The organism is Vibrio hepatarius (genome assembly GCF_001274785.1).
GTDB classification, from domain to species: Bacteria; Pseudomonadota; Gammaproteobacteria; order Enterobacterales; family Vibrionaceae; genus Vibrio; species Vibrio hepatarius.
This window is the reverse complement of sequence record NZ_LHPI01000013.1, coordinates 150,833-174,857: the sequence shown is the minus strand read 5'-3', so window position 1 is coordinate 174,857 and position 24,025 is coordinate 150,833. Positions and strand designations below refer to the sequence as shown.

Below are 24,025 nucleotides of genomic sequence, written 5' to 3'. Positions count from 1 at the left end.
ACAATCTTGAATAAGCTAATATAGCGTAAATATCACGCTTTCATTGTTGCGCGTTTTGAACTTATAAATATTTTAAATAGGTATATTTTAAAACTGGATTGAGATATGAAAAGTCATTACCAAAACTTAATGAGTGATATACGTGGTGTGTACGAGCTATTTTTAAACAACGCTACTTTAAACACTGACCTTGAGATCAAATATTTACACAATTTAATCCCTGATCTCGAACGTAGCCATGCGATGACAGGCGGTACATTGGAAAGTCTAATCCAGGCAATAAGTCACGCAGCCAAATTAGGACTTACGTTATCCCCAGATAAAGGCTTAGCAACATTGTCAGCAATAACTACATCTAACAATTCACTCGAATATTACCTTGATGTGCCATTGGCTGGCATTGAAGTTACGATGTCACGTATAACTGAGTACAAATTGGCGTATCTTGATGTTGTAACAGGTGATGATGGTATTGGCTGGAGTGGTGATGTTTTCGGTACCAACTGTCCGGTAAAAGCACCCGTAAAGAATGAGATGATAAAAGGTGCTATCTGCATTATTGAAGTACCTAACGGAGATAGTCTGGTTACCACCATTACTATTAGAGAACTTAAAGAGCTTTCTCGTTTAAGTTCTGGCGATCTCAAATCTCTATCCCCTGAATTTGCAAAACGTCATGTGTTTAAACGGGCATTAAAGAACCTAATCGCCCCTCCCCACTCTCTCATGTCAGAGTTGCAGCAAGCAACAAAAGATATAGACATAGCCTTGTTTAACCATAACAGAGAGTTTTCCACTCAAGCATAAGGCTCTGCAGACTAGCGCGATCTAAAACATAGGGTTTAATTTGGGGAAAGAGAGGAATCCAGCATGAAAAAATACCAGTTCGCCATTAATCAAATAAAACATGACTACAGCAATATCGTGCAAGAAAATGGTTACGATCATTTAGACTTCGGTGTTGAATCCCGTATAGCTTTACGATTGATTGCAAACTCCCACAGTCGAGTTCCTTTGTCTAAAACAAGCCCTGAAAGTGTAGCGCACGCTTTATTTAACGCGGGTGCTCTAGGGTTGTCTTTATCCCCATCACTTGACCATGCGATGGTTGTAGGTGAAATGAGTGCATCCGGGCAAGCAATTGCAAAATTGCATGTCACCTACAAAGGCCTACTTCATCTATGCGCGGAAGCTAAAGCTCTAACTCACGTAACGACATGGGTTATCCATGAAAAAGACACTGTGAGACTGAGTAACGACTTAACAAGTAAACCTCAAGTTGATATTCCAAATTTATTTGGTGACCGCGGCCCAGTTGTTGGCGCCCTTTGCTGTGTATGTACCCCAAGTGGTGATTATCTCACGACACTCATGAAAGCTGACGAGCTTAACCAAGTTGCTTTGCTTAGTGGCAATGAAGCGTGGTTCGGAGTGTTTGCAGATGAATTTCGCAAAAAACAGACATTAAAACGAGCGCTACATTCATTGGCAAGCGCCCAGCACGGTCGTCTATCAAAGGCTGCGAAGTACTTATCAGAAGATGATTTAGATCTTTATGAACGAACCGAGCGACGCGCAATCGTCAATTCGTCACGCCAAGTGGAAGCTAAAGCAAACCACCGCACTCGAGCAGAAGCATATTTCAAACGTACTCCACAAACTGAAACCGTGGCCACACCATCTATTGAGCCAGAAGAAACAGCAACTACACAAGGACTGTATTTTACGTAATTGCCTAGTTGCGGGATTAGTACTTTAAACGATTATGTATTAAAGCGATAAATTGAGGACTTAATAATGCAACGAACAGCTCAACAGCATTCTGGCTACACTGCAATGGATCAGGGTCAACACCACGGTCGCAATAATGACATGCGCCCACCGATGGAGCAGCAACGTGCACCCCAAAGAAGTGGCCAATCACGTTCTGTTCAAACACGACCACAGCAGCCGGCGCAACGTGCTCAAAGTCACCCACAAGAACAACATCCGAATCAGCCACCAGCTCAATGGCAAGCACAGAATAATCAACGCAAGCAACAGTCGAGAAATACATTGCCTGCAGCAAACTTCAATGAAATTGGCTCGGTATTAGATGGCGCTAAGGATTCGTTTGAGAAAATTGCAAAAAGCTCGGGACTAGACATCCGGTTTTATGAAGAAGCGATTTATGCGAAGCAACTGATCGAAGCTAACTTCAATAATTCAAATAATAAAGATTTTAGCCTTGCGTATGCTACTCACGAGTCAATTAAGAAATCCCTTGTTCTGGTTGCCAATAGTGGCCTGACGCTCAACCCGCAGCTTGGTCTTGCTTACTTGGTCCCACGTTGGAATAAGAACCTTAAGCGCGTTGAGTGCCACTTAGAGCCTTCATACAAAGGTCTTCGCCGTCTTGGTATAGACAGCGGCGCGATTGATAGTGCTGTTGCCGAACTGGTTTATAAAAATGATGACTTTAAATGGGTAGACCGATTCACAAAGCCTATTCACGAGTACAACCCTTTTGATAGTAAAGCTCGTGGTGAATTAGTTGGTGGCTATTGTCTAGCTCGACGCCCGGACGGAAGTTTTATCTGTACACCAGTCAGCATGGATCTAATCAATAAAGTGCGCAATTTGTCATTTGGTGCAATATGGAACGATTGGTTCGAGCAGATGGTTTCAAAAAGCATCATTCGCCAAGGCTTTAAAGATTGGCCAATCAATAGCACAGGTCCAATCGCAATGCGTTTAAGTGCAATGCAGGATTACTTGAAAGGTGTCGATGCCAATACAGATACCGTTCCTGAATATGACACGCAACCGGTAGTAAATGGGCACGATGAACACTTGCCTTATCACGAAGAGATGCCTTACTACCAACCACAATACTAATTAACCAGCCCCGGTTCGCCGGGGCAAACAAAATGAGATATATCAACTATGCATTCAAACTCTCAAACAGAAATTCTTGCTGAAAAAGCTATCGCCCTATTTTTGAAAACATCAGGTGCCACGACAGCTGCCGACGCTCAAAAAGCGTTAAACAAACTGGTTGCAGTAGCTTCACAAGCAGTTGAGACAGTAGTAGGACATGATGCTGCTATCGACATGCTCGATGGCGTTAAGATTAACTGTTCATTCAAACACACCAGTAATGCCCTAGCTGTTAGTGCACCACGGCATTTGAACATCATGGCCTGCGCGCCAGGCATTCAATAAGCTGAGGTAAGAATGGGAGTCAACAAAGCATTAACTGTTGCACTGATTACTAAAGATGGCCAAACATTAGAACTTGAGACTAAGCGAGGAAGCCAAGGTCACATTATTGAATTGACGGAAGTGATTGCCGGTGGACAGCTTAAGAAGAGTTTTCACCCAGCGACTCCAAAGCCAATTCCATCAGACATCATCTTTGAGGTGTTTAAGACTGTTGTGAATGCCTATATCAAGGAAGGCTCAATCGTTATTGATTCAACCATGCCATTCAAATTTGAAAACAACGTGGATGAATCAAACTTCCCACTGACAACTGATATAGATGCATGTAATGAAGTTGAGTTAAAAGAACGCTTTAATAACGCTGACTACGCGATCCAAGTGGTTCCTGCGTATGGTGTCGAAGCACTGGTCAGTTTTGACGCTGACGCTCAGTATGCAATTTCGGTAATGAGCCCTGCAGGTATTCCTATCTGTGTGAATCAGCGAAACATGGCTGTCCTGTGCAAAATCAATCAGTATTTAGAGGGGCGTAAACTTGTTGTAGATGTTGAACTGGCAGTTGATGGCTCAGTGTATATCAAAGACATTTACTATGACGGTTGCGACAGAACCAAAGATAATCTTACGGATCGAATCGGATACTTAAACAAGATTTTTGACCGAGAAATCCCCTACACCTATGTTGTAAACCCTCTTGTAACCGAAGAGGAAAAGCACTTCGCATTTAAGTCATGTGAAGTGACTGGAAATGAAATTGTCTTAGTACATAAAGGCCATGTACGAGATTCTAATCAGATAACAAGAGTGAAGCACAAGATGGATTTGAAAAACGAAACTACGCTCCAGGTCATGACAGTTTGCAAGGTCACGAACACAGTAACACTCTGCGCTTATGTCGATGGTATTCCTATTGAGTTGGGTAAAGCGAACAACTCGCTAGAGCTCGACGTCGAAGAACTAGATAATGTAAGGGTAAAATTTAGTTCTGCGGCGACAGGAGAAATCAAAAACATTGAGATTATCTCAAAACTTGAAGGTGATGAACCCGCGTTATTAGATCCAGTCTTAGCTCGAAAACTTGGATTCAATCTTCACCCAAAAAGCATTACTGTGCGTGAATTGTATTCAAGCGAAGAGATTGGGTTCTTAGATAAATTGGAACAATGTAAAGACTGATATAAACTACACGTTCTAAATTGAGCGTTTAAATATGAATATAGTATCAAACTACCCAGCTGTCCTACTTCTCGTGGCGGTCGCTTTAATATCGATATACCACATAGTAAAAAGAAGTATGGGAAAGAATAAGCCAAAAAAATCTAAATCGGATGCAAAGTATCTCACTAGAACGATCGGTGAAACAGAGTCCGAAATGCGGCTGTACTTGGATGTGAATGAGCAACTTGGTGATTGTTACCTAGTCCAGTTCGGTACGAGCTTAAAGACAATAGTTAGCAAGATTGAGCAAGATGTGCCTGATGTGGCAATTGATATACTGCTTCTGGACCCAAGAACATTGAAACCACAATTGGCATTCTTTGTGACTGCTGGTGGCCGAGACTGGTATAACGAGTCTGAATCAAAGACGCTTGAAGCGCTCGATTTGCTTAGTAGTCTCAACATCCATACTTTATCGATGCCGAAGCAAGACTACTATAAGGCGGATATAGTCGTTAAACAAATGCTAGATATGCTTAATGACACTGATGGTGAGACGAAAGAATTTTACTAAGTTACTGATCAGAAAAAGGCTAGATTGCATTTGCTCTCTAGCCTTTTTTCATTTCGCGTCGCCCAAGGTATAAAGCGACCAATTTTGATATAATCCCTGCCACAAAGATAAGGGCGAGGTATACCAGAACCTCTTGATTATTATTGTTTGTCCATTCGAAAAAAAATGCTGCTATCGAACCGATAAAGCAACCGTTACCAAAGTTAGAAAGGAAACGGATATTTCTATAACGAATACAAAGGGTAATGATAATCAAGGTTACTACTACAACACTTAGGATGACAATCATTCTGCTCTCCTACCAATACCTGCCTTTCACTATAACACTAGATTTTTAAACAACCAAGGTCTTGCATGTTCAATATTCGTTGTATAATGGATAAAAACCTAACCAGAAAGACAGTATTATGAGTTTAAGTTTAAGACACGATAATCCAGCAAAGCTTGCGCACGTCGCGTGGTGCGCCCTTGTCGCTCTTGGAATTGAGCGTAAGTACCCTAACCCACCTAAAAACCGTGTAGCAGCGAATAAATTCATTGGCCAATGGGCGATTCAAGCGGCTAAATCTGGTCGATTTGGAAACGCCTTCAAAGACGAACTGGACATCTGGGCTTCAAACGGCATAAAGAACGGAATGCTGAGTAACATGGAGAAAAGTCTTGAGTCAGTTATTGAGGCTTATCAGAAGAAAGTTGAGCACGCAAAACGATTCCCAGGCAGCTACAAACGCCGTATCAATAATGCCGGCGATAAGCTAAAAGAAGCTGGTTGGGAAATTACATGGGGTTTGGACCGAGATTGGGAAACAGAAGGCACATACGAAGCTACAGCCGAGAATACTGCTTTCATTATGCGCGAGCATTTTGAATCCTTTGATAACCTTGGCCGTTTGACAGCTCCAATCACGCTTTTAGTCGTTAGCAACAACGTTCAAGAGCTCGTTGACGCATTCTATGACTCAGGCATCGTTTTATTCCTGCATCAGAAAAATCGTCATAAGGGTCGAACACAGTATGCTATCGAGATATGGCCAGATAATAATGGAAGCCCGGACAAGCATATGCCGCAAACAAACGTGTAACTCCCCATATATTTGAACCAAAAAAAAACCCGTAGGCGCCTCATTAGAGGACAACCTACGGGTTTTTTATTTACTACAGCCTTTTAACTATCAGAGATAGCCAAAATAGACCAAGGCTGATTGCGATAAGAATCAATCCGACAGTTAAGCCGATATTGTCTCCACTCGTAACCGCTATACCTATAAGTCCAGCTGCCGCTGCGTTAGCTGCAGTAGCAGATAGGAAATTACCCAAATCTGCTTGCTGCGACTTTCTCAGCTGTTTGTTTTTCTGTTGACGTCGTTTATCGTTCTTTTGAAGAGCGTTTTGGCGACGTGTATTTCTGTTTTTTCTGTTTTTATGTTTCGCCATAATATTCACCTATACGTTATTGAAACCCAGGTGAGAGACACAGCGAACCCATATGGGAGGCTATGCTCCCAAATGGGGATATTTTGATTTAATTTACTTTCTTTTTTACAACAAATACTTCTCGAAGCTGTGGTGTTACGATGCGTATATCAGCAATGATCTGAACACTCAGACTAATGAAGATAGACACTGCTATAACAGACCACATAGGCTCTACTGCGTAGGCAATAAATACCTTCAGAACACTTAGTACCACTAGTGGCACAGCAAGCGTAACTGATGCCTTAGAACACCACTCCTTAACAAACTGAGGTTTAATAAGTGCCAGAGCACTTAACCCCATTACAATGACCAAAAACGATAGAGTTTTTACGTTTGCCTCAAAGACATTCGTAAATTCAGAACCGTCAGCTGCTGAAATGACACATGCCACTGCAGAAACCAAAATTAGTTTTTTAGCTGAATTAGTATTGTTATTGCTTTTCATATTTTTATTGTCCTTTTCCCCTGCCCTAAACTTCGCACTTCTTTAAGTTACTGCTCCATTTTGAAAGAGGTTGTGTGTTTTATTTCAGGTCCGTAGAACTGAAACTGACTAGTTATTGAAATAGATAGTTAAGTTGAATTAGATTTCGTCTAACTCGTACTTTGATGCCAGTTGGCCAACGCACTCTGCAGGTGTTTCATTCCCCGCGAAGCACGACTCAACCATTTCAGGTCCAACATCATCGATACCTATCCCAAATTGTTGCTGTAACAGTTCCTCAACCTTGTGAAAAAAATCACTTTGAGGCTTGTTCGCTATAGTCATATTTTCTCCCCAGCCTGAACAAAGGAGTATCCCATCCGGGAAACTCCCCGAACGGGCATTAGTGTGATTGAAATGTGGTGTTAGATATTCGCCGCTACTAAATCAACATGATCAGAGGGCAACCAACCTGACTCGAAGGAATCTCGCAAAGAGACTTCATCGATGTCACCATCGTTCACGCCAAGGCGTGATTTCAATAGGTTTACTACTTCTTTTTTAAACTCGTTGTATGTAGAGAATTTCATAATTGTTTTCCTGCTATTAATTGAAAATTTAGATACTTGCACTTGAGTGAACAGATACTGAATTGTCTAAGACCATTCCGCTCCATTTAGCCATCTCAAGTTGCTCTTTAGCTTCTTCGGCTTCTGCAATTGCTTTTAACTCAGCTGCACGACGTTCGCTTTCTTGGCGATCTCGTTCAGCTAAAAGTGCTAATCGCTTTTGCTCACGAACTGCTGCAAAGAAGGCCTCACGCTCTGGTCGTTCCATATCGAGTAAAACTCGACATTCACTTACCAATTCATGAATTTGCCCACGTACTTCGCAGCGAAAAGAAGCGTTAAAATCTTCATTTATTCCCAATACGCAACCGCCTAAGTAATTTGTAGCTAAGCTATCCAGAGCATCGTAGTCCTCAAATTCATCTAAAGTTGTCAGGTCAAAAACTTCTACCTTCAAACTGAAAAACTTGAGTTCACCTTTAATGATGGATTGCATTACTTCGGTATCGTTTTGGATGTCCTCTTCGGCATCACAGCCAAAAAGGTCAAACCAATCTTCATTGCACTTGCTAACAACCACACGAAGGCGCCCCAGGTGACGTGTAGACACGATTTCAGGTTCATCTTCGGTTGGTGTAGCTTCAAGAAACGCATAACCCTCAGACTCGAACCTAGCGGCCAAATCTGTAAGGTCTTGCTTAATAGCTTTGACAAACAAATCACATGCCTCTCTTTCGAGTGGCGTAGGATCTGATGACATTCTCCAATCTTCATACTCGGCATCGTATTTACCACCAGCGGAAAATTCGATGTCTTTATCAATAGCTCGTTTCACGGCTGCGCGATGTTTACCCGTCATAAGGCGATCACATAATGTTTTCGCATCATCAGAGTGAAGTTTTGCTTCCGGGAAAAACACACCATCGCCTTGGCAATAATTAAGTGACCAAGTGGTGTTATTTTCTCGAGCAATATCGTCGTAACCTAAGCTTTTGAGTTGAGAGTTGAAATAAGCAGTTAGTGTTTTTGTAGTCATAATTCCTCCACAGAATTGTTATTCAGGAGGGACTATCCCCAAAAGGGATAATCACACTCCCTTTTAGGTTGATGGTTTAAAGTTGAATCGGTTTAGTGAGCGTAACGCTGAATGTATGAACTACGGATGCCGGCACGATCGTAATCGCACAGGTTGATAGTCCATACCTTAACAACGTTCTTCACTGGGTGAATGTAAGGTGTTTTGGTTAGAAACTCCTTCACCATTACCGTAGACGTAGCTTTAAGCAACTCAGTCGGTACCATTGGGTAAGTTGAGCCACCAGCTGCAGTAATCTGAGCATCAGTAAACTTACCACCCCAAGGGGCGCGAGTCGGGTTAAAGCAAATGTCGTATTCATCTTTAGAATTGTTTTTGAAACCTAAGATGACACCAAAGCAACCGGCAGGAGCTTGGCTATCAAAAGAATCAATTACTTCAACAAAATCACCAGGCATTGGTACGTCATAAACATCGTTTAGTACGCATGCAGGTGTATCTGAAAAAGTAGTGTTGTTGTTTGTTGCTTGCATTTTAATTCCTCCACAGAATTGTTTGTGAGGGGAAAGCGAACACAACTAGCCCGTGAGGGAGTTGTATTCATCCCTCATGGGTTTGGTTAATTACTAGATAGAAACGTCGTTATGACGCTGTTTGGAGCGATTCACACGATAAGAAACGAAGCCTGTCTTTGTTTGAAATAAACAAATGAGAAAACTCCGGGAAAGTTCTAATCGTATGGAACATCGGCGGGTACGCGGCATCATCACCGGAATACCGTTGAATGGCTTCTACAAGATCCATCAGTTCAGAAGCTTTCACTTCCATAAGAGACAAATACTCTCCACTGACATCACCGATTACCGTTTCAAGGGTTGGGTCAATGTACGTGTCACCAACTTTAAGCCAGGCATGTTCAATAGGAATGATGCTTTGATACACCCCTAAGACATAAGTCGCATCGAGATGCATGGCCAATTGAATGCTGTTATCAAAGCATCGCTTTGGTAAAACAACTTCCTGAGCAATCTCACGTTGTTGTTCATTCATTGGTTGCACTGATACAGGTACTAATTCAGCCGGGTTAAGGCCATAAGACAATTTCACAAAAGTAGATAAAGACATGGTTATTCCTCCACAGAATTTATGAAGGAATAGCCCAAAGGGGTTATCCCTTCGGGGTAGTTAAAATGTAAGTACTAAGCGTTGGTGCCAATATTCAAAGAGCCAAAGAATGCGCGATCTTGCTTAACATCTCGGCTTAGAATTTTTCCACTGCTTATAAGTTTGCTGCGGGCACAAAGCATCACATTATCGATTTGCATACGAACTGCTCTTTTGTAGAGAGCTAATGGGTTTTTGCCCAAATCCATAATGAAACCTTCAAGAGCTGTGTGCTGCACCGTTTCGCCATCCCACTTCAACTCAAAGCACATAGTGAATAACTCACCATCACGTTGATATATTTTTTGAAGTGATAAAAGCTCGCGGTCAAAGTTCGCGTAGTCCTCAATCTCATAATCCAAATGAACTTTACGGATCTCTAACTCACATCGACCATGCTTGATGGTACGTAACATGTGTGTCTCACCGTGTCTTGAATTATGGATATACAGATTGTTGGCCAGCTGTTTTGCTGCAGCTTCCAACTCATTACGAACTTTAGCAATTTTCGCTTTCAATACTCTCGACACTTCCGGGATCAAGTATGAAATCGGAGTGTTAGTAACGACAGGACGACAGTAAATTTCATCGTCTGTTGGTACAACAGAGTTCTTACCAACGATTAAATCAAAATCATCAATGTTATCGAGCAACGTCCAAAGGTTTACACCGGTGAACAACTCACTGATCAAAGAATACTTACCTTGAGAGCTAAGTTTCACTTTGTTTTTAGGAACAAAATCAAAAGCAAAGACTTGTCCTATATCATCAGCTTCAAACTTCACAAATGACGCGAGTTCTGAAAGATTTGCATAGTTGGTTTTGAATCGATCTTCGATAAAACGAGCGATAGATACGCACTTATCTGACATGGGTTAATTCCTCCACAGAATTGCGAGGGAGCTAACCCACAGAGGGTAGCCCCTCTGGGTTATTGGTTGTTATTGATTAAGCGACTCGTGAAAGTCGTGGGCGACTGGAAAATTCATTCAACATTTTGATAGCGCGAGTCATAACTTGCGTCATGACGTCGTTATTACCGTTGAAGAATGACAGCCATTCACTCCAATGAGTGGGTGTTGTAGGGATTTCCTTTGTCACAAGACCACTAGAGGCAACATTGCGATCATTAAGTACTTTCCTCACCTTAGCGATCAAGTCATCAGAGTTAAGTATCAAGCCAAATTCAATTGGTGGCTTACATATCAAAGACTCAACATCTTTGTGCTTTAACTCCTTAAAGGTGACTTCATCATACCCTTTGACATGAAAGAAGCGTGCAGTCGAATCTTGACGCATGTAGTACTCGAGTAAGAACGGTGACGCGCCAATCCGTAATGGAAGTAGCAACGAACCACACTCTCGAAGCATCCATACGTACTCACGGTTGCCATACTTCTTCAAATTACTGAAATCAATATCCAAGTCTTCCTTGTAAAACTTAGGAAGGTTGACTGATTCAGCGTGTTCTTTCATCTTTTCAATAACAGTTTTAATAGACATAGTGATTCCCCACAGTATTTGGTTGTTACCAAAGGGAACACTTTCCCAAAGGGAAGCGTTACCCTTTGGGAGTTGGTTGGTTTTACATTATTTGATTTTCGCGGAAGGAACTAAAACCAATCCGGCCGATTTTGGCTGGCTTGGTTCTGGCTCAGGGGCTTTACCTTGTAAGGCACATTCAATCATCAGGTTACTAAGTCGCTTGGTTGCCCTAACGTAAGTACCGATAAATATCATGTTCATAATAGGGTCGACCGGATTTAAAAACGAATCTCCCCATATAAGCTTCTCAGTGATCATCATTGTGAAATTAATCGCAAAGTAGGCAACAACGAACAACATCAACATTGTCCCTTGATTAAAGCCAGAAATCACAAATAGCTTACGATAGAAACCCTTTTCTTCTTTGGTAATATCAATAGCCTCGCGCATCAGTTGAACGGTGCGGTGAGTACTTAATGCATGGTTAAATTTTTTCATGTTATTGCTCCACAGAGAGTTTGATTAGGCAGGTTGTGACGTTAAGAATTGATCCAGGCATCTGTTGACCGAAGTGGTAACAAAGTTATGCCCTTCAACATTTCTAAGGCGACGGCGTACACTTAAGCGAAATCTCGCAATAAGTGAGTCACGAACTCGCCAGTCGATTAAGCCTTCTTTATCAAATTCATCTGCTACCACTTTAGCTTCAACAAGAATCAACTCACGAATAGTTGAGCTCATTTCGTCTTCACTTTGTGGCTGTGCCGTACATGATTGTGTATTTTCTATAAGTGATTCTCCGACATCCAAGGCAGCGATAATCGCTCTGGCATATTCAAATTTCTTAGCACCCGTCATACCAAGTTTTGCCAGAAGTTTACCGGTAACGAAATCCAGGTCAGTGTCAGAAAGTTGCTTCTTAACAATGAGTGAATCCGCGGTTACCTCTTCAAACTGGCCCTCATTCATTAGCTCGTTAAAAACGTCGTTTCCCCTTCCCTGTTGGCGACTTCCTTGCTTGAGTAATACTCGGCTAATGGAAGTAAATTGCTTTTCAGGTTCAAGGCCAGCTCGCATATCGCGGAAGCTTTGGCGTTCTTCTTCAATGGCATGAACAATAGTTTTTGATTTACGGTCTAGAAAAATACGTTTTGTTGACATGAGTGTTTCCTCCACAGGAATTTAGTAAGAGGGAAACACTGACCCATGAGGGTATTGTGTAACCCTCTAGGTTGGTTTGTAGTTTAAATTAGCTGATCGCTGCGTTTAGTTCTTCATCCAGTTCGGCATCTAAGTCGCGCTCGGAAACCAGCTTGAATGATTTATCAATCTGAGGATTATATTCCACAGTGAAATTCTCGCTGTCTTCCATAAGAGCATTAAACATAGATGGTTCGATGGTCTTGAGCATTGTGGCATTACCACCAGTGCAACGCTCAAATTGGATGACCTTACACTCTGAACTATGCTTATAACCAAATAAGGCAAGTACTTCCTTACTCAGCGGCGAGTCCAATGAGCTAGTGGTTGATAGAACTTTATAACGATGTACGTGACGTTTATTGTCGTAGACATTGACTATGAAGCGGCTTTCTAGCTCAGGCCAGAATGTGTTACCTACATTATTGAAATGAGGTAAGTAGCCAGTGAAAAATTGCTTAAATAACTCTTTCACTTTCTTCTGTAACATCTTCGACGGAATCATAGCGTCGTTTGTAAACAGGCATGTTCGGTGCTTAAACTCAAACGTATAATCCGAATGAAATATAAGCTTCACGCCAGATCCATCAATGTAGTCATTGATTTCTTTTACAAACTTATCAGCATTTAAAACGATTAATTCAATAGACATTGGTGTGTTCTCCACAGGTTTGGTTGGTTATGAGAGAAAACACCACACCCAAAGGTGATGTTTACCCTCGGGTGGTCAAATATTTAAAAAGATTAGTATGAGAACATTCTACGCTGTTTGATACCAGGAACATTCATCAGATAGTCATCGAATAACTTCTGAATATTTTCTGGAAACTCGCGTTCATCTTCTTTCAAACTTTTCCTTAAGGCTTCTTTACGCAGAACAGCTTGGCGGTCTTTTAACTTAGCGAGAGTTGCAGTTAACTGCTCTTCTTGCTCTTTAAGAAACTTCCATTCTTGACAATCAGACTCAATGAGAAGATTTTCTGCAGATTTAGCCGCATTATTCTCAAAAAATCGATGTACTTGCTGTTCTTCTTCATGGTTCAGCTCTTGGATGTTTCTTTCCATTATTCCGGTAAGAGCGTCCTTGGCAGCTTGAAGAAAATTCACTTTGTTAAACTCAGTAGTAACAGTATCACGTATAAGTTGCTGTCCTTTTTCATTTCGACGGCGGCTTATATGAAGCGAATACGCGAAGTTAATATCGATGCTTAGGCCACGTCGAGAATCGATGTTGACGCCATAAGACACCTCAGTCCCTTCGACTTTGTTGTGAGAATAACGGTGAGTGGTAAAGAAGTTTTTTGGTAATTGATCTTCCGTGATTTTAACCGCCACTGATTTAGTCAGTGTGTAGCTAGAATCTTCATGCTCAGCTGTCTCGAAAACCTCAAAAAGAGAATCATCAAGAGTATTCAGTGAGAAGTGGTTAGTCTCAAATTTACCAATAGTTTTGTTTACGATCATGTGTATGTCCTCCACAGACTTTATTGAGTTGGTGGACATAGCTTCCCTACCGGGAAGTATGCCCGGATTGGGATTGTTGCGATGAAATTAACGGATAGCGATACATTCGCCTGCTTTGATAAAACCACGGTATGAAGCCCATTTGTGAACTTCTGCAGAGATTTTTTGGCGATTGTTGTTTGTGCGTGAATGAATCTTGGTATCAAGAATAATCACATCACCGGTATCCAGATAAACAGTACAGTCCACTGAGTAGAAAATACCGCGTACACCGCTACGAGATAACTTTCCTAGTTCTTTCCATTGAGGTGCGTTTTTAGAAACGGTTCTCTGTGGCTTAACAGGTTGTTGAGCTTTTGGAGAAAAGAATTTAGGTAAGATAGATGATAGTTGCATGGTTGTGTCCTCCGAAGACAGGGAGCACAACCCCATAAGGTTGATGCAACCCTATGGTTTAGTTGGTTTGGTTTAATGAATAATCGAATCTTAAGCCGAAGCATTAAGACACGCCTTATGACCGTTCTCAGCATTCCAAATTGGATTACTGGGTTCAATCTTCAATTCTTTATCCAGTTCGACACACACTATTTCAGCATGAGTACAGTAAGGAAGGTAAGGCAAGCTTTCACGATCGAGAGAAATACAATATTCACGATTAACGTCAAATGCAGCTTTGATTGAAGTTTCGACCTTAGCAGCTCCCAGAAAACGATTTCCATAATAGAAAAAGGCAACCGGGGTGTTAGGTTGAGTATTGATAGTCATAGTGTTTCCTCCACAGAATCACCGAGAAGGAAAGACAATTATTCAGTCCATCAAGGAATGAAATAATGCATTCCCTAATGGTAATGGTTTTTGGTTTATAGCCTATCTGGTCGTGGTTAACGAGCAAACAGTTTAGTTGTTCAATACGAGATCGAACGTAATACAGAACTTTTTTGAGTAGTGTTCTGGGCTACTATGAACAACCTAAGTTAAAGCAGAAAAGTATCTGTCAAAACGTCGGTTGTTGACCCAAAATTCAGTACATCACTCAGCAATCCAAGACAGGATGTGAGAGGAAGCAAAAGCTTCGATATGTAAAGAGTTTAGGGGTTTGGTAATTCTTAAATAAAGCAATTGTAAAACGAACAGTACCCTATTCACTTTAGAATGGCTTTACCGGTTAGACACAAGCCATGAGTGCTAATGCACTCATAGTTTGTGTTGCCAGTAAAAGTATCTTACTACGATAACTGGTCGAGGTCGATCATAAATTAACGCTTGTTTTTGAACACGAAGTCAGGTCAAAAGTCAGGCGCCCAGGTCAATTCTGAAAACATCTCTTCCGAGAAGATTTCCAGCTTATCGAAGTCCCAAGCAGCTTTCCCAAATAACCCACTTACTGTGTCAAATACAATTGCCATTTTGTCTGGATTAGTCGGTGACTCGTAAAGGCGAAACGAAAGGAGTTTATCTTCCCCGGTTGCACAACTCGAACCAATTAACTTCCAGTATTTATAATGGCCATCATGCGGCTTTTCAGTAAACACAACACGAGAATAGAAATCCCTACCCTCTAATCCAACATGCTGTTTAAGCATGCTTGATAAGCTGTAAAGGTCACAGTGGATACTCCAATCGAAGTCATCCAGCTGCTTGTTTAATTGCTCACTATGTGTTTTACAGGTACTTGATGCCCACTGCCATTTGAGTGCAGCAATGAACGTTGGCTTAAGCCAACTTCCACGGCAAACGCGACTTTTGGTAGTGACGAGACTTGATTTGGCGATCGGAACTAAATTAAGCACTTTCAGTTACTCCCGCATCAAAACCAAGAACGTCTTTGCGTATAAGACTGTTTACTGTGGTTCGCGTTGATTCAAAGCCATCACTTATTCTCACAGCTAGTCCCTGACGCTCAAAATGCTCAGTAGCAAGTTTTTCAGCCACAGATTTTGAATCAGCGATCGCATAACGATGCACTGTATCAGTAAAACCTTGACCGCAATTTACGTGAACAGTGTCTTCGAAAATTACAGTGACTAGAAAGATTGATAGGCCTGATTTAAGTTGGTATTTCATCTGTTGTTCCTCCGAACATAAATTTCAGAGGGACTAATTACCCAGAGGGCATTAGTTACCCTCTGGGTTAGTTGGTTTATTTAAGTTTTTCAATACGTCGAATTACTTGAGATTGAGTGTTTTTACCACTCCACTCTAAGTTTCGCTCAGCGGTGACCGCGTTACGAATGGTTTGCTTTAATGGTTTACCGTCGCGCTCAGTGTGTTCTCTGCAATGGAGAGCTTCAACACCCAGCAAATAACGGATGTCATTTAGCGCGATAAGGTAATTTTCCTTGAGTTTGGCATTCTTAATAATCTTTTTACCAACAACAAAAGTTGTCAGGCTTGGGATTGTTGCCGTTAGGATATGACCACCAGCTTTTATCAGTTCGACTAAAACTTGTGTTTCAATGTCCATCGTTGTTCCTCCACAGAAAAAAGCGGAACAACACCCAGCGGTGTGTCCCGCATGGGTTGGTTTATTGGTTTATTAACTCAGAGAACTTCCCAGTGAAATATTTCCTCTTCACCGGTTGGCTCGCCTTCACTTACATATAATTCTAATTCCATAGTGCCTTTGGTTTCAGACACTTCATTAAAGCCATAAGAAACGATATGGGGAATGAAGCTATGTTCCATTTCTGGTTTAGCAATTCCACAGTCAGCGAGTGCCTGCCCTTCTACTTCATCGTCGCATACAACGCCAGGAGCGCTGCAGTAATCAACGATGTCATTAGCAGCTTGCAATTTGAAACGTCCTTTTTTGCCATAAGGGTCTGTTACTTCAATAAGGAAGTGACCTGTTAGGCATTCGAATTTCTCTTCGTCATTGCTGATCGGTACCAATGTAGAACCTGCTGTTTGATAACAGGTGCCATCCTCATGTTTCCAAGAGTTTGTATGTTGGTCATAAGTGAGAATTTCAGGGGTTTCCGCAAGCTCTAGGCTGTTTTTAGCGGAGTTAATGGTTGGGTAGTAATAGAACTTCATGTTGACGCCTTTAAGTAGCGAGAGCTCCCCCAATGAGGTCGCCCTCAATGGGTAGGATGGATTACGCTAATGCCTTACGTGCCAATGTGTACTCTTTTGACTTTACGCGGTATGCGTTGCGCTGATTGCGAAAGTCAGATATCACTTTTTGGCGGCACGCAAATGGCACAGCAACCATCGAGTAACGCACTAACTTGGTCCAACTACTTAGTTTCGTTGAATCTCCGAAATAGAACGGCCAAATATACTCAAATGAGTGACCTTGCGTAAGGTATCCATGCAACATGTCAAAAACTGTCCCCATAAGCTCATACCCCTCATTCTTGGTCAAACCAAGGTAGCGTTGTATGGCTTTGTTTGCAGGAACAGCAAGGACAATTATTAGGACAGCAAATGGTAAAGTAGGCAGATCACGGATTAGACGTTTAAGAAAGGTTGAAGCTTTTTTTAACGGTCGAACTGTTAGCCGATCGTATTCCTTTCTATATCGAGCATGCAGATCATAACTATCCAATACACTTTCGTCTTTAGGTAAAAGAGAAAGCAAGTATCTACGTTTTAACTTTCGGTCACGTTCGGAGCTCGTATTTATGAAATCCATAAATACTCCAGCTACACGATAATCACGAATCAATCTAACAACCTTTACACCTGCAATTGCTCGGTTAATACCGACTAACTCCAAGGAAAGGTTTACGTCGCGGGTCTTCACATAAAAGGTAACCGCTAGGTATAGGTAAGTCGTAATACGTTTGACTAAGTTAAACAGTTTTGATGGTAATTTTTTCATTGTGTCATTCCTCCACAGAATGGTTGAAGTGACACAACTCGCCCAATTAAGGGAGAATCGTGTCCCTTATGGGTGGTTTATTATTGGTGGTTTTGTTAGCCGGCGGCTTTTTCCAGTACATCAGCCAAGTTAAAGTCGTTGCCGTTGTATGAATCAGTCACATGACCTTCCGTACTTACGTCAACAAACTCAGTCCGGGTAATCCCGGATTTGCGGCGATAATGAATACTGACAGATTTACCAGCATACTTTTCTCTGAGAGAGGCCATTAGCTCTTCGCCATTGGCACATTCAGTGTCATTTCCATAGTCAGCGATCTTGAACATAAAGCTTTCCTTAACCTTGAGTAACATCATTGGCAAGGCCAACTTGTCTATCGTGCAAATTCTTTAAGTCCCTTTTTAAGTTTTGGATAGCAGGATCATTCAGATACTCAGGAGCATCAAAATCAAATCGCTGTAATGCGCGAGTCATATCCTCGGCCAAAAACAAAATGGAACCCAAAACATCAGTGCTACCTGACTTAGAAACTACAGCGTCCTTATTGAAGAGTCGGTCTTTATAGACTTTCGCTTCCATGATGGACTCTCGTAGGTCTTCCATAGCCAGGTGTTGATATTTCTTCTGAACGGATGCTTCAATATCTGGGCGCCACTCTCTTACGAAGAGTGCGATGGCAGATACATCAGCTTGTCGATAGTGAAAGTACTCGTGAAGAGCTGGCATTTGACAGCACAGGTAATTGCGATCCAATTTAATTGAATTGCCTGCCATGACTGTCCCGCGCTTTTCCTTCATGTTATAAGGTTCAGCGTTATGCTTCTTAAGATGAGCAAGTGCCATCTGTTCCGCTTCGGCCAGTGTTATTGTCGATTGACGAACTTCATCCAACAAACCGGTTTTAGTATGTTGGTCGATGCTCCACTGATCCATTGACTGTAGAACTTCTTCTGGGTGGTGGATAACAACTCTGAAACCATCGCCATCGATGATATTCAGATCAGCATCCGTTAGGTGAATTGCTATTTCGAGTATTGGATAAACCTGCATACCGAGTTCGCCATTCTTTAACTTATCATCCAGACCACCTGTTTCTATATCTGCCCAAGCAAAAATAATTGAACGGATAATTTGTGCATTATTCATGTTCGACTCCTTCTGACTCTACTTTTGCTTTTGAACGTTTAACCATTTCTGTCAATGCTCTAAAAAAGCACACGAAACAGATAAAAAGACCAAAAGCGGGTAAAAAACCGTTGTCCGAATAGACGTCAAAGATTTTCGACCAGCAAAACCAGATAAGGGCGATCAGTAGAACTAATGCAATGATTGGTTGTTTTCGTATTAATTTATACATGTGTTCCTCCGAGAACATAAGGGATAGACCACATGCGCCAATGGCGTTTGTGGCCAGTTGGCTTTATTACTAGGTTTCTATCTGAGTGTGGTTGGCAAACAGACAGTTTGAGGGTGTCATAACGTTACGTTGTGACCTATTTGAAAGCGATTTTAGAGTAGTGCTTATCTTCTACTTGATGCTGCCCGGTCAGTTTCAAAGAGTTTTTGAATCTTACTGGCTAGCGAACCTAAGAACTAATCATCATCCAGGCATCCAAGAAGGAAGTGGAAGGCAGCAAAGCTACGATATGAAAAAGTTTATAGGGTATGGTTTTTCTTTCAGCGCGCATGACACGCGGTGGAGTCATATGATGACACATTCGGCAGTACTGAATTCAATACTCTCGAATAAGCCACCAGCAGGACGCTAATGCGTCCTACATAAATGGTGGTGCCAAACCCTTAATCCAATAAGGAAAAAGGGTCAGGACGAAGCCACGGTTAATCGTAGCTAATTTCATAGAAGCTCTCAGGGTCTGCAGGAACCTCTGTGATGAAATGCCCCATTCGATTCACTCTGTGGTAACCGTCAGAGATGAGAAGAACTGTATCGTAGTCTTCATCATCTTCATCGCAGTCAACATCATCGCTTTCTATAAGGGTCCAAACACAGTTTGGGTCAGCTGCCTGAACTTTCGATAAATCCGCGCCATGCAGACCAAACACATAACAAACATCGTCAACTTGCACGAAGCCGTCACCGGTTGGGTTTGCTACTGGTTTGAATTTTTCGAACCATTCTTCAAATGTCATTTCAATTGGAGCGCGTTGTACAGTCATATCTTGATTCCTTGTCTTTGCTTAAGTTGGTTTTCTATGTTGATGAACAACAGTGAGTGTTATTTGTTGTTAAATAACAGCCTCCCGAGCCAGTGCCATTGAATCTGCATAACCGCTTTCCCATACCGCTCTTTGGTTACTTAAAACCGGGTATGGATTAGCATTACGTCCTTTCTTATCTGCATGAGCCTGTTGGCCAGCAGAGTAGATATTGAAGTAGTAATCTGAAACATGTTTTGAAGCTTGCATTGTGTATTTCCTCATAACAAGGAAACACTTATCCCGCAGGGGAAAGTGTTCCCCTGTGGGTAAAGGCGATGACAGAGCATCGCAGTTAATTTAAAACGCGTTGATACCTACGCTTTGACTCAGTTCGATAGGAAAACCTACCGCACCTTCTTCTACGTATACGTCCAGCCAGTCCACAGAAGTTTTACCTTCTGGGATTTCATAGTCAGGTACGAATACTTCAACCAAATAGCCCTCTTCTCTCAATCTTTCAGCCAATTCTTGAACTGTCGTTTGACCATCACCAGAACGATCGTTATCACCCCAAAGAGTAATAAGAGTACGGTGCTTAGGAACTCCCTGAACAACTACGCCACTGGCAAGTTTCAGTAATGAGCTCGAGTAGTGAGGACGCATTGGAATGCCGGTTGCTTCACGAATTGCCAAAGCAGTTTCCATCCCTTCACAGTAGCCGATGATAGCCAAATCAAGGCCGTCTTCTGCTTCGTAAACGATTGGATCATCCATAGCAATGTAACCACCTCGAATATCCCACGGTGGAGACATAAGAAGCTTGGTTTTCTTTTCCGGCGCCTTTTTGCCATTCGAAAGAAAAGTACGATGTAAAGAACAGTTCTTTCCATCTTTATCTCTGAATGTACCAAGCATTGCGGAGTACCAAGGATTACGGTTATCACCTTCTTCGCGGAACGAAGTTGGGTAACGTAATCGGTTGTGATAGCGAATAGTGTTAGGCAATTTTGAAAAATCACCTTTTAAACCACGGCTACGTAGATATGCATGTAGCTCTGGAGCTTGTGCTGCGGGAATAGAAGTTTGCGCCACGCCACGAACTCTGTTCATGCGTTTTAGCTTTTCTTCTTCATCACAGTACTGCTCACGAGCTTGCTGCATTTGTTGTTGTTTCCATCGGATTTGTTCATCAGACACTGTGGAAATATCGCCACCTAAAATGCTGACGATCGTATCCATTGCTTCTGACTTACTGCATCCTTCAATCCAGCTAACCACCTCAATACCATCAGGCATAGCGCCATCTTTATTGTGGTATGCGCCCCCAGTTTGAACCCAATCTTTAAAGAATCGGAACTGTGTTGAGGATTTTTTAGCATTTGGTGAAACTGGACATGGAACTTGTTGCGGCGCCTTCTTGATAGCAGTGGATAGTTGAGGGAAAGCCCCAAATACTACGTCCCACTTACCATCCGCGATTGCGCGAACTTTTTCTATTTTTGATTGGCGTTGTGCGTACATTGGTTGCCTCCGAATAATCGTACAATTGAATTCCCGTAGGGACTCCAAAACTCCTGTTACCGGAAGTTTTGGTAGTCCCCACGGCAACAGTTGATATGAAAAAAGTAAGTGGCTTACGCCACTACTTCTTCACGTTGATTACTCGGTGCAACAGCTGATTTCTCAAGCTTCATTACGCCCTTCATCTTGAATGCCGAACTAGACATTTCAACAATCGTTACACGATCCATACCGTCTTCGAATTGACTTAAGAACTTGGCAAAGCCAGGACCCGAAATCATTCTTCCAGTTAAGAATTGTTCACGACCGTCAATGACAGTAGTTGCAGCTTTCATATACACGCCGTATTTAAATGTCTCAATGATAGTCACTTGCATAATAATTCCTCCACAGAATTGTTGGTTGTAGAGGATTGACACACACTGATCCCCAAAGGGGTCAGGTATGTCGCCCCTCTGGGTTTGGTTGTTTTTGCGGTGACCTTGGTTGAGGCCTATCCGCGGTAGTATGTTCTTAGGTAGGCGAATAATGAATTTGCTAATTCATTCGCACTATTAATCGCAAAGTAAGGTCGATGTTCGAAGCCGGCCAGTTGACCTGTTCCGATACCGATACCAATAACGGTGATTCCCATAACATCACATTCTCGCAAAGCAGCTTGTACCGTAGCACCGCTGGTTTGTCCGTCTGTAATTAGGAAAAGCACCTTTTTAGGTTCTTTGCGTAAACCTAAACGAGCAGTTGCACCTTGAAGAGCTTCGGCAGTCGGTGTGCCGTGGTCGGCATGGACGTTGAAGCTTCTTTGGGCAACAGAGTTCATTCGCTCAGTAAATGACTTAGCAATGTGAACATATCCATCTTGACGAACTGCGTCGTAAAATGGGTAGTAAAGCACTTCACACTCAGCGCCTTTGATGAACTCAATAGCTTGACCGATTGCGAAAGCTGCTACATTGGCCATCTCCATGTTTGGGACTTGCATTGAACCGCTTCTATCAATCAAGATTGAAAAAGCAGTATTAGGCGACTTAGAGATAGTTTCTGTTTTGAAAACGCGGTTGTTACCTGCAGAAACACCCCAAAGAGTGCCAGCACAGATTTCAGTACCTGAGTTTTCATAGCTACGCTTTACACGGTTGCGATCATTTAGAATGCTGTTAAGCACCAATTTTACTCGCTGTGATTGCTGTCTAGCCTGTGACATCCATAATGGAATGCCTGCGGCATCTGGTGACTTATCGCATCGGTAGGCCATTGTAGGCGCCGAATACTCGTTACCGTATTCCTCTTGGAATTCTTCCAAGTTTTCTTCGGCCTTATCTTCCATCATGCGGCGAATACCATCATGCATGTCTTCCAATAGGTCGTCGTCGTCGGCATTGATAGCTTTCTCAATTTCTTGAGAGCTTACCTGATTTGAAAAGCTGTCAGTTTCTGACTGACTTTCAGAATCATCGCCGTCTGCATCATCATTTGAATCAGTGTTTGATTGACCAGATTGTTCATCATTGCCTTGGTCATCAGAGTCAGATTTTGAATCACCAGATTGGTTATCATCACCTTCGTCGTCAGATTCAGCATCTGAACCACCATTCTGTTCATCATCACCTTCGTCATCAGAATCAGACTTTGAATCACCAGATTGGCTATCGTCACCTTCATCGTCAGATTCAGCGTCAGAACCACCATTCTGTTCATCATCACCTTCGTCCTCAGAGTCAGACTTTGAATCGCCAGATTGGTTATCGTCACCTTCTTCATCATCAGATTCAGTTTCAGATTTACCAGATTGGTTATCATCACCTTTATCATCAGATTCAGAATCTTGGTCACCAGACTGATCACCTTCACCCTTATCATCTGAACTTTCTGAGTTATCAGAGTCATCAGACTCGGACTGTTCTTCATCATTTTCAGAGTTAGAACCAGAGTCACCAGATTTATCATCTTGGTTTTCATCTTGATCCTGTTCTTCTTCCTGTTGCTGTTGGTCTTCAAACTCTTCCTGCAAAACCTTTAGTACATCTTCCGCACGACGACGAGCGTCAGCAGTTGAATGGTCATTGGCAGAATCAGTAAGAATGGCTTCTAACTTAGGAAACGCATTTGGTAATGCGCGACTTAGGTAAAAAGCAGCATCTTGAGAGAAGTCTTTGAGTGGGTATTGGTCGAGGTGCTTGTAGCGGCCAGTGTACAAGATGTACTTCTGAACCAATCGTACAAGGTCATCCTCATGAGATGGTGCACTAAATAAACCGCGTTTAATTGCAATCTGAACCAGCTTTAACAAGTTAGTTTTAGAGCCAGGGTACTCATGCCCGACAAGTTTCTCGATTCGAACATCTTCAAAGATATTCGTAAGGCGTCTGACCATCTTATTGTTGATGCTGTACCACTCTGAAAAATCAGTGTGCTTACAGTGACCATTTTCATGATCAATCATGCCTTCAAGCATGTCTAAGTACTCAGGGTCTTCCATATTACCTAGCGGCAAAGTGGTCGTATTTCCCGAAGTACAAGCTTTAGTACCTTGAATTTTTACACCAACGCTGCGGCCAGTATTCATCGTTTGAAGCAAAGTAAACTTACGTATAAGTGCCTGTTTACGACGCATTACTAACGCAGGGTTTTCTGGTTTAGCGATTGCAGTATCTGCAGTATTGATTGACATAGGATATTCCTCCACTGTGGTTTGGTTTTTGGTCAACCCACAGGGAGAAATACAACCCAAAGGGAAGTATAACTCCCCTCGTGGGTTAGGTTT

Annotated in this window: 35 protein-coding genes; 7 read left to right on the top strand and 28 right to left on the bottom strand. The window is 42.2% G+C overall.

Annotated features, from left to right (window positions below; all coding sequences use genetic code 11):
- Nucleotides 1–105 precede the first annotated feature (105 nt).
- The 6 genes from AKJ31_RS14965 to AKJ31_RS14940 all read left to right on the top strand — a co-directional run bounded on the left by AKJ31_RS14965 (nucleotide 106) and on the right by AKJ31_RS14940 (nucleotide 4,936).
- Nucleotides 106–807, top strand: a complete 702-nt coding sequence (locus AKJ31_RS14965) for a hypothetical protein (protein WP_053409918.1) — start codon at nucleotides 106–108, stop codon at nucleotides 805–807.
- 63 nt (nucleotides 808–870) lie between these two features.
- Entirely contained in the window at nucleotides 871–1,731 is an 861-nt protein-coding gene (locus AKJ31_RS14960; protein WP_053409917.1) for a recombinase RecT, read from the top strand.
- A gap of 66 nt (nucleotides 1,732–1,797) precedes the next feature.
- Complete coding sequence (locus tag AKJ31_RS14955) at nucleotides 1,798–2,877, top strand: RecT family recombinase (protein ID WP_053409916.1); 1,080 nt, start codon at nucleotides 1,798–1,800, stop codon at nucleotides 2,875–2,877.
- A gap of 48 nt (nucleotides 2,878–2,925) precedes the next feature.
- The gene (locus AKJ31_RS14950; RefSeq protein WP_053409915.1) at nucleotides 2,926–3,204 is read left to right on the top strand and encodes a hypothetical protein; all 279 of its coding nucleotides are present in this window, start codon (nucleotides 2,926–2,928) and stop codon (nucleotides 3,202–3,204) included.
- A 12-nt stretch (nucleotides 3,205–3,216) separates the two neighbouring features.
- The gene (locus AKJ31_RS14945; protein ID WP_053409914.1) at nucleotides 3,217–4,380 is read left to right on the top strand and encodes a hypothetical protein; all 1,164 of its coding nucleotides are present in this window, start codon (nucleotides 3,217–3,219) and stop codon (nucleotides 4,378–4,380) included.
- Nucleotides 4,381–4,498: 118 nt separating this feature from the next.
- Nucleotides 4,499–4,936 carry a hypothetical protein gene (locus tag AKJ31_RS14940; protein WP_139374574.1) on the top strand — a complete coding sequence of 146 codons (438 nt, stop codon included), beginning with the start codon at nucleotides 4,499–4,501 and terminating at the stop codon, nucleotides 4,934–4,936.
- Nucleotides 4,937–4,973: 37 nt separating this feature from the next.
- Here the strand turns inward: AKJ31_RS14940 and AKJ31_RS14935 are convergent, their stop codons facing one another.
- A complete protein-coding gene (locus AKJ31_RS14935; protein WP_053409912.1) occupies nucleotides 4,974–5,225 on the bottom strand; it encodes a hypothetical protein in 252 nt (83 codons plus the stop codon).
- A 118-nt stretch (nucleotides 5,226–5,343) separates the two neighbouring features.
- On the opposite strand from AKJ31_RS14935, the gene AKJ31_RS14930 reads away from it, so the two are divergent.
- Nucleotides 5,344–6,018 (top strand): DUF2913 family protein, encoded by a 675-nt coding sequence (locus tag AKJ31_RS14930; protein WP_053409911.1) that lies wholly within the window; start codon nucleotides 5,344–5,346, stop codon nucleotides 6,016–6,018.
- 73 nt (nucleotides 6,019–6,091) lie between these two features.
- Here AKJ31_RS14930 and AKJ31_RS14925 read toward each other — a convergent pair whose 3' ends face one another.
- From AKJ31_RS14925 to AKJ31_RS14795, 27 genes are all read right to left on the bottom strand, one after another.
- Nucleotides 6,092–6,370, bottom strand: coding sequence for a hypothetical protein (locus tag AKJ31_RS14925; RefSeq protein WP_053409910.1), 279 nt, complete (start codon nucleotides 6,368–6,370; stop codon nucleotides 6,092–6,094).
- An 88-nt stretch (nucleotides 6,371–6,458) separates the two neighbouring features.
- Complete coding sequence (locus AKJ31_RS14920) at nucleotides 6,459–6,857, bottom strand: hypothetical protein (RefSeq protein ID WP_053409909.1); 399 nt, start codon at nucleotides 6,855–6,857, stop codon at nucleotides 6,459–6,461.
- Between the two features lie 138 nt (nucleotides 6,858–6,995).
- Nucleotides 6,996–7,181 carry a hypothetical protein gene (locus AKJ31_RS14915; RefSeq protein ID WP_053409908.1) on the bottom strand — a complete coding sequence of 62 codons (186 nt, stop codon included), beginning with the start codon at nucleotides 7,179–7,181 and terminating at the stop codon, nucleotides 6,996–6,998.
- Between the two features lie 80 nt (nucleotides 7,182–7,261).
- On the bottom strand, nucleotides 7,262–7,426 hold the full coding sequence (locus AKJ31_RS23050; protein WP_157052371.1) for a hypothetical protein: 165 nt from the start codon (nucleotides 7,424–7,426) through the stop codon (nucleotides 7,262–7,264).
- A 28-nt stretch (nucleotides 7,427–7,454) separates the two neighbouring features.
- The gene (locus AKJ31_RS14910; RefSeq protein ID WP_053409907.1) at nucleotides 7,455–8,441 is read right to left on the bottom strand and encodes a hypothetical protein; all 987 of its coding nucleotides are present in this window, start codon (nucleotides 8,439–8,441) and stop codon (nucleotides 7,455–7,457) included.
- 92 nt (nucleotides 8,442–8,533) lie between these two features.
- Nucleotides 8,534–8,974 (bottom strand): hypothetical protein, encoded by a 441-nt coding sequence (locus AKJ31_RS14905; RefSeq protein ID WP_053409906.1) that lies wholly within the window; start codon nucleotides 8,972–8,974, stop codon nucleotides 8,534–8,536.
- A gap of 109 nt (nucleotides 8,975–9,083) precedes the next feature.
- Nucleotides 9,084–9,566 carry a hypothetical protein gene (locus AKJ31_RS14900; protein ID WP_053409905.1) on the bottom strand — a complete coding sequence of 161 codons (483 nt, stop codon included), beginning with the start codon at nucleotides 9,564–9,566 and terminating at the stop codon, nucleotides 9,084–9,086.
- Nucleotides 9,567–9,640: 74 nt separating this feature from the next.
- Complete coding sequence (locus AKJ31_RS14895; RefSeq protein ID WP_053409904.1) at nucleotides 9,641–10,477, bottom strand: hypothetical protein; 837 nt, start codon at nucleotides 10,475–10,477, stop codon at nucleotides 9,641–9,643.
- Nucleotides 10,478–10,553: 76 nt separating this feature from the next.
- Nucleotides 10,554–11,108: a hypothetical protein gene (locus tag AKJ31_RS14890; RefSeq protein ID WP_053409903.1), complete on the bottom strand. Its 555-nt coding sequence runs from the start codon at nucleotides 11,106–11,108 to the stop codon at nucleotides 10,554–10,556.
- 87 nt (nucleotides 11,109–11,195) lie between these two features.
- Nucleotides 11,196–11,588, bottom strand: a complete 393-nt coding sequence (locus tag AKJ31_RS14885) for a hypothetical protein (protein ID WP_053409902.1) — start codon at nucleotides 11,586–11,588, stop codon at nucleotides 11,196–11,198.
- Nucleotides 11,589–11,612: 24 nt separating this feature from the next.
- A complete protein-coding gene (locus tag AKJ31_RS14880; protein ID WP_053409901.1) occupies nucleotides 11,613–12,251 on the bottom strand; it encodes a hypothetical protein in 639 nt (212 codons plus the stop codon).
- Nucleotides 12,252–12,339: 88 nt separating this feature from the next.
- Nucleotides 12,340–12,942 carry a hypothetical protein gene (locus AKJ31_RS14875; protein WP_053409900.1) on the bottom strand — a complete coding sequence of 201 codons (603 nt, stop codon included), beginning with the start codon at nucleotides 12,940–12,942 and terminating at the stop codon, nucleotides 12,340–12,342.
- Nucleotides 12,943–13,034: 92 nt separating this feature from the next.
- Nucleotides 13,035–13,754: a hypothetical protein gene (locus AKJ31_RS14870; protein ID WP_053409899.1), complete on the bottom strand. Its 720-nt coding sequence runs from the start codon at nucleotides 13,752–13,754 to the stop codon at nucleotides 13,035–13,037.
- Nucleotides 13,755–13,841: 87 nt separating this feature from the next.
- The gene (locus AKJ31_RS14865; protein WP_053409898.1) at nucleotides 13,842–14,150 is read right to left on the bottom strand and encodes a hypothetical protein; all 309 of its coding nucleotides are present in this window, start codon (nucleotides 14,148–14,150) and stop codon (nucleotides 13,842–13,844) included.
- 90 nt (nucleotides 14,151–14,240) lie between these two features.
- Nucleotides 14,241–14,519, bottom strand: coding sequence for a hypothetical protein (locus AKJ31_RS14860; RefSeq protein ID WP_053409897.1), 279 nt, complete (start codon nucleotides 14,517–14,519; stop codon nucleotides 14,241–14,243).
- A 521-nt stretch (nucleotides 14,520–15,040) separates the two neighbouring features.
- Complete coding sequence (locus AKJ31_RS14855) at nucleotides 15,041–15,544, bottom strand: hypothetical protein (RefSeq protein ID WP_053409896.1); 504 nt, start codon at nucleotides 15,542–15,544, stop codon at nucleotides 15,041–15,043.
- Nucleotides 15,537–15,818: a hypothetical protein gene (locus AKJ31_RS14850; RefSeq protein ID WP_053409895.1), complete on the bottom strand. Its 282-nt coding sequence runs from the start codon at nucleotides 15,816–15,818 to the stop codon at nucleotides 15,537–15,539. Before AKJ31_RS14850 ends, AKJ31_RS14855 begins: the two co-directional genes overlap by 8 nt.
- Before the next feature lie 76 nt (nucleotides 15,819–15,894).
- Nucleotides 15,895–16,218, bottom strand: a complete 324-nt coding sequence (locus tag AKJ31_RS14845; protein WP_053409894.1) for a hypothetical protein — start codon at nucleotides 16,216–16,218, stop codon at nucleotides 15,895–15,897.
- A gap of 77 nt (nucleotides 16,219–16,295) precedes the next feature.
- A complete protein-coding gene (locus AKJ31_RS14840) occupies nucleotides 16,296–16,790 on the bottom strand; it encodes a hypothetical protein (protein ID WP_053409893.1) in 495 nt (164 codons plus the stop codon).
- A gap of 61 nt (nucleotides 16,791–16,851) precedes the next feature.
- Nucleotides 16,852–17,580: a hypothetical protein gene (locus AKJ31_RS14835; protein ID WP_053409892.1), complete on the bottom strand. Its 729-nt coding sequence runs from the start codon at nucleotides 17,578–17,580 to the stop codon at nucleotides 16,852–16,854.
- A 95-nt stretch (nucleotides 17,581–17,675) separates the two neighbouring features.
- Nucleotides 17,676–17,906: a hypothetical protein gene (locus AKJ31_RS14830; protein WP_053409891.1), complete on the bottom strand. Its 231-nt coding sequence runs from the start codon at nucleotides 17,904–17,906 to the stop codon at nucleotides 17,676–17,678.
- Between the two features lie 10 nt (nucleotides 17,907–17,916).
- Nucleotides 17,917–18,726: an oligoribonuclease gene (orn, locus tag AKJ31_RS14825; protein ID WP_053409890.1), complete on the bottom strand. Its 810-nt coding sequence runs from the start codon at nucleotides 18,724–18,726 to the stop codon at nucleotides 17,917–17,919.
- Between the two features lie 693 nt (nucleotides 18,727–19,419).
- Nucleotides 19,420–19,758, bottom strand: a complete 339-nt coding sequence (locus tag AKJ31_RS14815; RefSeq protein ID WP_017190431.1) for a hypothetical protein — start codon at nucleotides 19,756–19,758, stop codon at nucleotides 19,420–19,422.
- Between the two features lie 69 nt (nucleotides 19,759–19,827).
- Nucleotides 19,828–20,007: a hypothetical protein gene (locus AKJ31_RS14810; RefSeq protein WP_053409889.1), complete on the bottom strand. Its 180-nt coding sequence runs from the start codon at nucleotides 20,005–20,007 to the stop codon at nucleotides 19,828–19,830.
- 90 nt (nucleotides 20,008–20,097) lie between these two features.
- Complete coding sequence (locus AKJ31_RS14805; protein WP_053409888.1) at nucleotides 20,098–21,261, bottom strand: DUF7146 domain-containing protein; 1,164 nt, start codon at nucleotides 21,259–21,261, stop codon at nucleotides 20,098–20,100.
- A gap of 113 nt (nucleotides 21,262–21,374) precedes the next feature.
- Complete coding sequence (locus tag AKJ31_RS14800) at nucleotides 21,375–21,638, bottom strand: hypothetical protein (RefSeq protein WP_053409887.1); 264 nt, start codon at nucleotides 21,636–21,638, stop codon at nucleotides 21,375–21,377.
- Nucleotides 21,639–21,754: 116 nt separating this feature from the next.
- Nucleotides 21,755–23,932 carry a VWA domain-containing protein gene (locus AKJ31_RS14795; protein WP_053409886.1) on the bottom strand — a complete coding sequence of 726 codons (2,178 nt, stop codon included), beginning with the start codon at nucleotides 23,930–23,932 and terminating at the stop codon, nucleotides 21,755–21,757.
- Nucleotides 23,933–24,025 lie beyond the last annotated feature (93 nt).

Excerpts from the sequence above, each read along its gene's own strand:
- AKJ31_RS14845 (WP_053409894.1), bottom strand. The coding sequence starts at position 16,218 with ATGGACATTGAAACACAAGTTTTAGTCGAACTGATAAAAGCTGGTGGT.
- AKJ31_RS14930 (WP_053409911.1), top strand. The coding sequence starts at position 5,344 with ATGAGTTTAAGTTTAAGACACGATAATCCAGCAAAGCTTGCGCACGTC.
- AKJ31_RS14880 (WP_053409901.1), bottom strand. The coding sequence starts at position 12,251 with ATGTCAACAAAACGTATTTTTCTAGACCGTAAATCAAAAACTATTGTT.
- AKJ31_RS14920 (WP_053409909.1), bottom strand. The coding sequence starts at position 6,857 with ATGAAAAGCAATAACAATACTAATTCAGCTAAAAAACTAATTTTGGTT.
- AKJ31_RS14940 (WP_139374574.1), top strand. The coding sequence starts at position 4,499 with ATGGGAAAGAATAAGCCAAAAAAATCTAAATCGGATGCAAAGTATCTC.
- AKJ31_RS14810 (WP_053409889.1), bottom strand. The coding sequence starts at position 20,007 with ATGCAAGCTTCAAAACATGTTTCAGATTACTACTTCAATATCTACTCT.
- AKJ31_RS14870 (WP_053409899.1), bottom strand. The coding sequence starts at position 13,754 with ATGATCGTAAACAAAACTATTGGTAAATTTGAGACTAACCACTTCTCA.
- AKJ31_RS14860 (WP_053409897.1), bottom strand. The coding sequence starts at position 14,519 with ATGACTATCAATACTCAACCTAACACCCCGGTTGCCTTTTTCTATTAT.
- AKJ31_RS14935 (WP_053409912.1), bottom strand. The coding sequence starts at position 5,225 with ATGATTGTCATCCTAAGTGTTGTAGTAGTAACCTTGATTATCATTACC.
- AKJ31_RS14910 (WP_053409907.1), bottom strand. The coding sequence starts at position 8,441 with ATGACTACAAAAACACTAACTGCTTATTTCAACTCTCAACTCAAAAGC.
- AKJ31_RS14800 (WP_053409887.1), bottom strand. The coding sequence starts at position 21,638 with ATGCAAGTGACTATCATTGAGACATTTAAATACGGCGTGTATATGAAA.
- AKJ31_RS14950 (WP_053409915.1), top strand. The coding sequence starts at position 2,926 with ATGCATTCAAACTCTCAAACAGAAATTCTTGCTGAAAAAGCTATCGCC.
- AKJ31_RS14875 (WP_053409900.1), bottom strand. The coding sequence starts at position 12,942 with ATGTCTATTGAATTAATCGTTTTAAATGCTGATAAGTTTGTAAAAGAA.
- AKJ31_RS14900 (WP_053409905.1), bottom strand. The coding sequence starts at position 9,566 with ATGTCTTTATCTACTTTTGTGAAATTGTCTTATGGCCTTAACCCGGCT.
- orn (WP_053409890.1), bottom strand. The coding sequence starts at position 18,726 with ATGAATAATGCACAAATTATCCGTTCAATTATTTTTGCTTGGGCAGAT.
- AKJ31_RS14850 (WP_053409895.1), bottom strand. The coding sequence starts at position 15,818 with ATGAAATACCAACTTAAATCAGGCCTATCAATCTTTCTAGTCACTGTA.
- AKJ31_RS14905 (WP_053409906.1), bottom strand. The coding sequence starts at position 8,974 with ATGCAAGCAACAAACAACAACACTACTTTTTCAGATACACCTGCATGC.
- AKJ31_RS14945 (WP_053409914.1), top strand. The coding sequence starts at position 3,217 with ATGGGAGTCAACAAAGCATTAACTGTTGCACTGATTACTAAAGATGGC.
- AKJ31_RS14965 (WP_053409918.1), top strand. The coding sequence starts at position 106 with ATGAAAAGTCATTACCAAAACTTAATGAGTGATATACGTGGTGTGTAC.
- AKJ31_RS14915 (WP_053409908.1), bottom strand. The coding sequence starts at position 7,181 with ATGACTATAGCGAACAAGCCTCAAAGTGATTTTTTTCACAAGGTTGAG.
- AKJ31_RS14925 (WP_053409910.1), bottom strand. The coding sequence starts at position 6,370 with ATGGCGAAACATAAAAACAGAAAAAACAGAAATACACGTCGCCAAAAC.
- AKJ31_RS14795 (WP_053409886.1), bottom strand. The coding sequence starts at position 23,932 with ATGTCAATCAATACTGCAGATACTGCAATCGCTAAACCAGAAAACCCT.
- AKJ31_RS14865 (WP_053409898.1), bottom strand. The coding sequence starts at position 14,150 with ATGCAACTATCATCTATCTTACCTAAATTCTTTTCTCCAAAAGCTCAA.
- AKJ31_RS14835 (WP_053409892.1), bottom strand. The coding sequence starts at position 17,580 with ATGAAAAAATTACCATCAAAACTGTTTAACTTAGTCAAACGTATTACG.
- AKJ31_RS14815 (WP_017190431.1), bottom strand. The coding sequence starts at position 19,758 with ATGACTGTACAACGCGCTCCAATTGAAATGACATTTGAAGAATGGTTC.
- AKJ31_RS14895 (WP_053409904.1), bottom strand. The coding sequence starts at position 10,477 with ATGTCAGATAAGTGCGTATCTATCGCTCGTTTTATCGAAGATCGATTC.
- AKJ31_RS14805 (WP_053409888.1), bottom strand. The coding sequence starts at position 21,261 with ATGTACGCACAACGCCAATCAAAAATAGAAAAAGTTCGCGCAATCGCG.
- AKJ31_RS14840 (WP_053409893.1), bottom strand. The coding sequence starts at position 16,790 with ATGAAGTTCTATTACTACCCAACCATTAACTCCGCTAAAAACAGCCTA.
- AKJ31_RS14890 (WP_053409903.1), bottom strand. The coding sequence starts at position 11,108 with ATGTCTATTAAAACTGTTATTGAAAAGATGAAAGAACACGCTGAATCA.
- AKJ31_RS14955 (WP_053409916.1), top strand. The coding sequence starts at position 1,798 with ATGCAACGAACAGCTCAACAGCATTCTGGCTACACTGCAATGGATCAG.
- AKJ31_RS14830 (WP_053409891.1), bottom strand. The coding sequence starts at position 17,906 with ATGTTCAAGATCGCTGACTATGGAAATGACACTGAATGTGCCAATGGC.
- AKJ31_RS14960 (WP_053409917.1), top strand. The coding sequence starts at position 871 with ATGAAAAAATACCAGTTCGCCATTAATCAAATAAAACATGACTACAGC.
- AKJ31_RS14885 (WP_053409902.1), bottom strand. The coding sequence starts at position 11,588 with ATGAAAAAATTTAACCATGCATTAAGTACTCACCGCACCGTTCAACTG.
- AKJ31_RS23050 (WP_157052371.1), bottom strand. The coding sequence starts at position 7,426 with ATGAAATTCTCTACATACAACGAGTTTAAAAAAGAAGTAGTAAACCTA.